The 9,764-nt window shown below is 47.0% G+C and carries 4 protein-coding genes; 2 read left to right on the forward strand and 2 right to left on the reverse strand.

Annotation, left to right across the window (positions count from 1 at the left end; all coding sequences use genetic code 11):
* Positions 1 to 151: 151 nt before the first annotated feature.
* On the forward strand, positions 152 to 6,289 hold the full coding sequence (locus tag PHP90_RS07795; RefSeq protein WP_299927801.1) for a hypothetical protein: 6,138 nt from the start codon (positions 152 to 154) through the stop codon (positions 6,287 to 6,289).
* An 8-nt stretch (positions 6,290 to 6,297) separates the two neighbouring features.
* Positions 6,298 to 8,289, forward strand: a complete 1,992-nt coding sequence (locus PHP90_RS07800) for a hypothetical protein (RefSeq protein WP_299927804.1) — start codon at positions 6,298 to 6,300, stop codon at positions 8,287 to 8,289.
* Here the strand turns inward: PHP90_RS07800 and PHP90_RS07805 are convergent.
* On the reverse strand, positions 8,281 to 9,324 hold the full coding sequence (locus tag PHP90_RS07805) for a hypothetical protein (protein WP_299927807.1): 1,044 nt from the start codon (positions 9,322 to 9,324) through the stop codon (positions 8,281 to 8,283). The genes PHP90_RS07800 and PHP90_RS07805 overlap by 9 nt on opposite strands.
* 9 nt (positions 9,325 to 9,333) lie before the next feature.
* The coding region (locus PHP90_RS07810) for a hypothetical protein (protein WP_299927810.1) at positions 9,334 to 9,764 on the reverse strand (431 nt) is incomplete at its 5' end.

Below are 9,764 nucleotides of genomic sequence, written 5' to 3' on the forward strand. Positions count from 1 at the left end.
CCCATTGTAGTCCAATTTGAGTAACATCGGTGTTAATGAATTGTAAATTAATAGTAAACAATGAAAATCTAAAAAAATATTTTTAAGTGTTATATAATTACTTTGGTAATACAATCGATCATTTGCGTCTTTTCATTAAAAAGGAAAAGTTATGCGTCAGTGGTTACCTTTTTTTCTTATCATAGCCTCATCTTGGGTAGTGCCTGCAGCTGTTTTATCCACAAAAAATAGTGCTTCTTCTACTATTGCTGCTCCTGTCAATAGTGCGATGCCGGGAGTACAGAGAATAGCCCCTGTAAACTCTGCAATACCGGGATTCCAGCCTATCAATCCTGCACTTTCTCTTGCCGATCTGAATCTGGAAAGTATCGATGTGAGTACGACTATCACAGATGGCGATACGGTTGGATCCAAGCAGGAGATTAAACTGGGTATTGCGAACAGCGGGGATGTGGCCGTTCGCGGGATTATTTTGGATGTTGTGTGCCGAAGCACCAACTGCCCTGCATCGCTTACGACAACGGTTACGATTCCGATGTTGCAACCGGGTCAAAAAGTGAGTGTACCTTGGCCGCCTAAACCGACTAGCGAAAAATGGAGTGCCGGGAGTTATACGATGGCGGCGACGCTTCGTCCGAAAGATTCGAGTGTTGTGGAGAAGCAGCTTTTCAATAATTCTAAAAACTTTGTTGTCACCGTTAAACAAAAACTCTCCTTTACCCCCTCAGTAGGTGCTTCGATGCAGAGCGGAACCATTGCTCCTGAGAAGGGAGGGATTGATCTGGTGGCATCGGATGCGGCGGTAGCTCAGACTATATTTGCAACTGAGCCTGTAGGCAACCCGGGAAAAGTGCAATTGACGGCATTAAATAAAGGAAATGTCGATGCTCCGGCTACCAAAATGCGGATTACCTGTCAGCGTTCAGGGGGAACCTCGGTTACCAATGCGGCAAATACTTCCTGCCCCTCGTATCTATCCGGAATTGCCGATGTTCCGCCGCTCAAAGCCGGAGCAACAACAATCCTTAATTGGCCTCCTCCCGCACCGCAGAGCTGGGAAGCAGGGACCTATCAGCTGACGTTTGAACTCAATTATGATCATAAAACATCCGAGCTTAATGGCTATTATGAAAACAATCGTCGATCCTTTACTCTCTTCGTTTGGCCGAAAAAAGAGACCCATTCCGTATCGAGAACGATAACGCCTCAAATTGTAAAACCGCTTGCTGTTGTACCGAAAATCACGATGCAGGAACTCATTCCGAGTCATTGGGCTCCGGGCAAAGAGTACACGCTGAATCTGATCGGGGAAAATTTGACCAAAGATATCCTTTTTTCTTTTGAGAATGGGGTGTCCCTCGAGAGAGCCAACGTGATTGACAGCCACCATGCTCAGCTTCAGATTTCCGTATCCAAACGTATCGAAAGCGGTAAAAAAAGACTTTTATTTAAACCCAATGCAGCTCAGGGACAGTTTGAACCTTCCGGACTTTACGGTTGGGTTAATGCCCCTCTCGCTTTTTCGGAAGTACCGAAATTTACGGCACCGAAAGTCGATTTGACTAACTTTACGAAAGGGAAAATCAAACTGATGTCTCCAAAGTTTGGGACATTCGGACAGAGTGGGGATGTGTCGAGCGATTACGGTATCCCTCAGGTGAATGACCAGAGTGTTTTTGAATGGCGTGAGGAAAATCCCGGCGTGGCCGAATCGTTTGAACTTCGTATCGTTAACAAAAAAAACGAAGTACTCCTTTCTAAAGTGACGGGAAGTGAGCGATCGTATCGTGCCGATCCCGATTTTGTCTATCAGCTTATTCATCTGATGCTCTCTGGAGTAAATCCCTCGGCTCTTAGCGTTAATAAAAGCACACCGGTACTCAGTACATCAAAAGGGATAGCTGCGATAGGGGGGAGAAATGCCAGCCAAAAACCGATAACGACAGATCTGAGTATCCCCGGTATAGGCGGATCAAATACTGGAGCTTCAAGCGCCTATATGGGGGTTTCGAGTGCAAAGAAAATGGAAGTTGCAGGAGTTGCAGCCACTATTCCGCTTTCGCCCGAAGCACAATATTTAAAAGATCATAACAAAGATATTGATCTTTACTGGACGGTTGTCGGAAAACGCAGCTATACCAAGTCCGTGAGTGAACCGGGAGGATCGAGTGTTAACGACCACTCTTCCGGCAAGTCCAAAACAGAAACGGTAGAAGTAGTGGTCGAAGAATCCGAAAAATGGCCTCTGCGCATCGATAATTTCACAACGGGTATGTCCTGCGGAAATGACCGTACCTCCGGCTCTATTCAGCTCGTTAATCTTGATTTCGGAAAAGGAAAAGCTCCGGGAGAAACCCAAACGCTCGATTATGTCGGCGATCGGATGAATCTTACCGGAACGTTGAGCCTTGATAAAACACCGTGGGCATTTACACAGCATCAGCAAAACGGCAGTGTCGTCGTCCCCAATCTCTTTGTCAGCTGGGGTGATGGTGTGGTAGAACCGCTCAAATTTACCAAAATGGGAACGTATTACACCGATACCTCTGCGCTGAAAATTGAAAATATGCAGCACATCTATGGGACTAACGGCAAGTATATTGTCCGTGTATTCATGCTCCCGGAGGGAGATGTGCAGCATAATGATCCCTCAGAAATCGTCAGAGCCTATGACAGCTATTCCGCATCCAAAACGGCATCGGCAGGAAACGCTTCTTATTCTGTAGGAGGAAACGATCCTTATATGCAGACGCTCGGTTATGCGGGTGAAATCCCAATGTATGATTCATCAAAGATTGATGCTGCCGGACGCGCTTATATGCTCTATTGCAAAAATCAGACGATCGATCCGAGAAAAGATTTAGTAGCGGGGGGAACATTGCATCTTGATTCCATCGAGATTACGGGGACAAATGGCTCTGGAAATGCATCTGCCGGTCCCATCAAACTCTCTGCCGGTAAAAAACCGGTTGCCCGTTCCGCTGCAGGGAAGATTAAACTCCTCTCTGTTGCTCAATCCGGTTCTACTGTGTCGTCAGGTTCGATTTCAGCATCTGGTTTAGGAGTCAGTGCTGTGCAGCCGGTTACGGCAGCACTAAACCTCTCAAGCGGAGGCTCGAGTTCAGAGGTATTCAGCCGCTGTGATGTGATGCAGGCAAATGCCGCATTGCGCTATTACGGAAAAGGAAATGCAAAATTCAGTTGGATTTTATACAGTGGGAACGATACCCAAATGGTTCTAAGCTCAACCGGCTATATTCCGGTCGGTCCCTCGAATCAAAGAGAAAATATGACATTGGAAACCTCGACACAGCCGAGTGAAGAGTCTTATTCGACCTATCCGATCGATTCTCCGACACAGGAAATGGAGAGTTTTACCGTAGGGAACCAGTACAAACTTTCCGTTAATGCCATCGTCGATCTCTCAACCACCATGGCATTAACACAGGAAGAGACGCTCAATGCACTCAAAGAAGCTGCCGATAAAATGCAGCAAAGCATTCCGAAATTTGCATCTACCGAAATGACTCCTCAGATGCTGAAAATCGCCCTCGGAGCTTCTCAGGGCAAATCGGATCCGTATCTGTCGCAGATAGCTTCCAGCGGGGTAGAAATTGGGGTTCTCTCACCTTCCAAACATGCTTCGATCGGTATGCCGACCGTTGCCAGTATCAGTCGTGCGATAACTCATACGACCGGTGCTGCTTCAGCGATAAATCTTCCAGAAACCCCGCATCAAAAACCGTATTACGTTCGTGCTGAACCGTACCGTTTTTCTGTCCATGAGACAACACCTGAAAAGCCCTGCAAATTTAGAATCCTTTCCAAATCGGGAGATGAATTCTGGATACGCAATATTTCCGACAGTGTGACTGCCGTGGGGAGCGGATCCAATAAATTTAAAGGAAAAGGGGATCTTGTCATCCCCTTGAACCTCGGAGGCTCGGTAGAGGAAAAAATCCTTCCGGTCACAATCAATAACTGGACGATTGAATCGGACGGTATGACCGTAGCCAAAGGGACACAGCTCAAAGAAACGTTCAGCGGAGACAACACGAAAATTGCCTCAGGAATGAAAATGAATCCCAAAGAGGTCAGCTGCAGTGCCCAAACAAGCGATATGAAGCTGACCATGGATGTCACAGCGCAGGATAATACATTACGGCTTGGCGGATCGGATGAACCGATCAGCTGGAACGGTGTCAGTTCAAAACTCGATGGCGAGGGTAACTGGTATTACGTAGAGACGAAAAAGAAAGAGTTTGCAATCGGATGGAGCGGGTTTAATCTCACATCGCAGACTACGGCAATCGATCTGAGCAGCAAAGAGGGTAACGGACTCTCATCGGTATGCGGCGGTGGAGGAGCATCTTGGACTGGTATTCATCTGGGCAGTGCGACGCTGAAACCCAATACCTTCGGACTGATTCAAAACAACTACCAAAAAACCGTTACGGATTGGGGAATCAAAAGTGACGGACTGTGCGGAGCTGCCGAACTCGGAAAATTTGAGGTGACCGTTGGAGAGGGGACTATCGGATTTGATTCGCTCCATGCGGAAGCAAGAGGGGGCAAATTCAGCGCCGAATATCACAATATGGATGTATATGCCCCATGGCTCGATACCCATCTCAAAGGTGAAGGGGTTCTCGAGGATGGAGAACCCGGTAAAGAGTCTGGTGTCAGCTTCAAAGGGCTCCATGCAGCAGCGGTGAGTAAATCATACGGACCGGTGTCGTTTACAGCGGACAACCTGATTTTCGGAAGTTATGAGGGGATTGGATGGGGTGTTTGGAGTGATACGACACTGACGCTGAAAGCTAAAAATAAAACGGTTACCGATAAGGCGCTGCTGAACGGATGGATTTACGGAATGGACGGAAGAGCTCATTTACTAAGCGATGCAACAGCGGCAACGATTCCGTTGGGTGGAAAAGCCGAGTTCGGAGGAACGCCGGTCGATCTCGTTTCGGCAGATCTCCTCCTGCACCCAAAAGGGGGAAAAAGTCTGGTAGATATCAAGCTTAATACCTCATTTACGATTTCGGAAGTGATGCCTTCGGTCAGTGTTCCTGTCGGATATGTTTTGGAGCGTTCAGGTAATACGTATGGTTCCAAAGGGCCGGAGGTGAAGCCGTTTGATGTCTCGGTTGCTTTCCCTCCGGGACAGCCTAACGTCGAATCCAAAATTACCGTCAATTATAATGAAGAGCCTGCTCAAATGGCCGGACGTAAAGTGGATGCCTACTTTGCCGGTTATGATGCGAAAGGTCAGCCGATCTATTCGGATGTCCCGCTTAATATGGTTTTGGAAGAGGGGGTTGCTTATGCGAGCAATGAACCGATCTATCTCGCATCCGGATCAGGTGCAACTGCGGATGATCAATACACCGGACTGGTTGATATGTCGATGTTCGGAGGTGTTCCGATCAAAGCGGAATTCCGTTTGGGTTACAAAGGGGGACATGACTACTGGTTGATGAGGGCTACCTTGGATACGGGAGGAGTGACATTTGTTCCACCGATTCTTGCTCTGTATAAAATCCGCGGCGGATTGGGCCATAATTTTCCGATGGATGCCTTTGCCCATGTCGGAACGATCAATGATGTATTCCCGCAAATGGATAATTCCTATATGTTTATGGCTGGATTGCGAGTTGGAAGTACGGATCGATTTTTGGTAACGATGGATGGTGATTTGACAATCAAGCTGGGAGAAGGGGCGCGAATGGATTTTCGCTCTTGGCTCCTTAGCGCAACGCAAAACGGTGAGGGAGATTTCCACGGTTACATGAAGTACGCAGGAGGCGGATTTGACGGAATGCTCTCCGGCCAGCTAAGCTTTTTGGATGGGGCAGTATCGGCCACCATTCCGGATAATGCAATGACGATGCATGTCGGCGGCGGAACGTGGTATTTTTATGCGGGGCAAAAAGAGGGGCCGAGAATTAATGTCCATTTGATGATAATGGATTCGAACGGATATATTATGCTCGATCCGAATGCTCTTGCTGTCGGAGGGGGACTCCATTATTATCTTAATGCGGGAATAGGGCATATTTCCGGGGATGTCGATATGGGATGTGCCATGACCTCTCAGCCTCATGTATCAGGATACGGGGAAGGAAATTTTGAAGCCAAAGTCTGCTGCTGCAGCGTCTGCGTCGGTCCGACTATTACCGCCGGTGTTAGCGCGGGGGCTCTTCCGGTTTCCGCATCGGCTCACGGATGCGTTAAAATTGATCTCGGTATCAAAACGGTCAAAAAATGTGCAAATTTCAGTCTGTAGGAAAGCGTATGAAAAAAATAGGATGGTTTATAATCGTTTGGCTTTTGGCAAGTGCGCTCTATGCGGCTCCTGCAGCGACAAAAGAAAAAAGTGCAGTATGGGCCTATTCGGACGGCAAAGGATCGATATCGCTTTTTTGGCTTCCGGGTGAGAAATGGCCGGTAAATGGGTGGAAAATTGAGCGGATAGGAACCGATGGGACAAAAGTACTGGAAACGAAAATCTTTCCCGGTTCGGATAAAGAGGCTTTGAGCAAAATCGGCTCAACCGAAGCAGAAGAGATCCAAAAATTTGCCCATGAAGTTGCAAGCGGAAAAATGGACAAAGATAAAAGCGAATTGGCAGTTTTGATTTTTGGGATGAAGGGTGCCATCGATATCCCTTTCGGGTATGCAGCCGGTTTGCGTTACATCGATCGTGAAGGGACGCGCGGAAAACGGAGCTACCGTATTACTGAAAACGGTTCCGGAGGAGAAATCGCCAATACGCTTCAAATCGATCCTTTGGAAGCGACTGCCCCGATGAAAAAGATTGATGAAGTTACTATAACGGAGCTCTATGAGGGGATAGGACTTTCGTGGAAATTTCCAAAAGGAGACCTGTACAATCCTCCGGTCGGATATCTCATTGAGCGAAAAGATCCGGATGGGACAATCGAACGATTGACGAGAGAGCCTGTCATTATCAGTGATGATTTGGATAAAAGCGGAACGCCTTTGTTTGTTGATAAAAATGCTCCTGTCGGCGTAGAGGTGACCTATCGAGTCTATGCGGTCGGTTTGTTTGGAAATCTCAGTCTGCCTGCTGAAAAAAAGATTCTGATCAAAGATTCCAAAGCACTTGTTCCGCCTGAAAATCTGGTTGCCAAAGAGGGAAAAGAAGAGGTCTCTTTAGGTTGGAAAAAGAATGACTCAGCAGGGTGTGCCGGATATCTGATCGAGCGCTCAGTATTGCATGATGGTCCTTATGTACCTCTAACCTCCGAGGGGCTTTCCCGGTCAACGGATAGTTATACGGATAAAAACCTTCGCGGAGGAACAGCGTACTACTATCGTATACGCTCCATTGCTGCGAGCGGAGAGGTCGGACACCCCTCTTATCCTGTTATGGCACAGCCTGTTTCTGAAGATCCCCCTTCCCGAGTCAAAGAGTTGAAAGCCGATGCCGGAAGAAGCATTATTACGCTGACTTGGGAAAAATCATCCGAAGCGGTTGCGGGGTACATTGTCTACCGAAGAGAAGAGGGTGCGGACAAATGGTCTCAGATGACGACCTATGTCATCCCGGAAGCACGTTATGATGATCATGTGGGAGATTTGACTTATGGAACTTATCAATATAGAGTATCCGCAGTGGGATTTGACAGCAAAGAGGGGGAACCAAGTTCAACAGTGACAGTCGCTCTTGCCGATACCATCTCTCCGAATCCCCCCTATATCACTGATCTCTATGGGGCTGATGGACGGGTAAAAGTATCCTTCAAAGTCGCTCCTCCGTATGACGATGTTGAGCGTCTTTATCTTGTTCGGAGTGTTTCAGAAACCGATGCAGGGCTAGTTATCGGAGGTGAAATATCTCCGAAAGCAACCGATGTGACCGATACATTTGTCAAATACGGCCAGCGTTACTGGTATCGGATGGTAGCCGTCGACAAAGCCGGAAACCGAAGTGACCTCGGACGGGCAAAAACCGTTGTCGTACAAAATCCTCCGATCCCGATCCCTGATCGCCCGAAACTCCGTTTTGAAAAATTGCCGATTGCCCATATCGTGATTCGTATCGGAAAAATTCCTACTCGTCTGAGTGCGGTGATTCAGCGCCAAATCGATGGGCAAGAGCAGTGGATGGCGATTACCGGTTCCATAACTGAAGAAGAGGTTGTCGATATGAAACTTCCCGCATCGGGAAAAATACGTTATCGTGTTGTGTATCAAGCGGAAAACGGCGCCAGAGGCATAGCCTCTGAAATAGCAGAATTTGACTTTTCTTCTTTACAGTGAAAGTTCAAAGGTACTGATTGGGCTCTCTCCGATCAGTTTTCCTTCCGCATCAAACCCTTTTACTCTCCATTTGTAGGTATTTCCTTTATGGAATACATGGCGAAAAGCAAAATCGGGGATCTTGTAAAAAGGGTCTTTCGTATAGGCTGAAAAAATCGTCTCTTTCGAGTCGTCCATCATCTCGATGAAATAATAGCTCCCGCTCTTTAGCGCACTCCAGGCTAAAGTATTGTCTGCTTGATCGATGATGGCTCCCGCAGCGGTGGATGGAAGTATCGTCATAACACGCACTTCTTCATCGTCCGTTACATAGTAAATAATTTCCGGGCTTCTTAATCCGGAAACGGGGGATGTGATCACAAATCGGATGATATGACTTCCCGGTGTAAATGTCGGAAGTGGCGGAACTTCCGGAAAGGTGAGTTTTACTGATTGCATCCCGCTAAGATGTTCTATAAACGGAGGATAAGCTCTTCCGTCTACTTCCCAATACCCGCGAAGCAGTCCGTTTCCGCTAAAAGAGACATCGGCATAGGCGTGCAGAGTGCTGTTTCGTTTGACCGTTGTTTCTGCTCGGCGGTTGTCAAAATAGAGCTGTACCCGTTTGATGGCAAAATCAGCGGCAACATCAGATGTTTGAGTTATGTTTACAATGGTTGTTACGGGTGTACTCGCAGACGCACATGTCAGTGTGAATTGACGTATAAAAACAAAACTTGCGCTTCCCAGTTCCTGGGCTCTTTTGAGGACCGAATACGGTACCATCACCGTTTCTGAAGCACTTCCGTATCCACTTGATATAGGGATGGAAACCGGTGTCGAGACAGTTCCTAAAATCTGATCACTAGTGGAAAATGTTCCGCTGCTCGAACTGGCCAGTGTACATGTACCCACTCCGCTTACCTGATACGAGAGCGAGAGTAGCCCTGCATCTGCTTGACTGATACGAGTAGATGAAGGTGTTACTGTAATCGCGGCATTCAGTGCTGAGATTGTAAGTGATACGAGCGCTAAAAATTGAAATATCCGTTTCATGATAATCTCCTAAAATGTGTAATTGACCGGAAGGCTGACAAAAAAGAGCAAAGCTGCAGTTTCAGTGTATCGGTCTAAAATATGATCGGTTTGTTTTGTATACAAACCTCTTAATCCGACACTCGGATCACTCAGCCATGCCGTATTATGTTGAAAAATATAGGCTATACGTGCTTCTGAAGAGAGCGATTCCTGATCATAGCTACCGATGTCGTTTTTAGTTTTGGTATAGATCCCTGAAAGAGCATAGGTATATTTTTGTTGAAACATAGTTTCATTGCCGAATAATTGGAGACTTGCAGAGGAGGTATCCGTGGTGGACAACGGGGAAGTTGCGCGGTTAAACATAAAGCCGGGTGTGATCGAGAAATCTTCAATATAATAGCTTGGAGTGATCATATACGTAATAATCGTAGAGTCATTATTTAGACTGCTTCGAT

The organism is Sulfuricurvum sp., from assembly GCF_028712165.1.
Taxonomy (GTDB): domain Bacteria; phylum Campylobacterota; class Campylobacteria; order Campylobacterales; family Sulfurimonadaceae; genus Sulfuricurvum.

Bases quoted from the DNA above. Each gene is read 5' to 3' on its own strand.
- PHP90_RS07795 (WP_299927801.1), top strand. From the start codon at position 152: ATGCGTCAGTGGTTACCTTTTTTTCTTATCATAGCCTCATCTTGGGTA.
- PHP90_RS07800 (WP_299927804.1), top strand. From the start codon at position 6,298: ATGAAAAAAATAGGATGGTTTATAATCGTTTGGCTTTTGGCAAGTGCG.
- PHP90_RS07805 (WP_299927807.1), bottom strand. From the start codon at position 9,324: ATGAAACGGATATTTCAATTTTTAGCGCTCGTATCACTTACAATCTCA.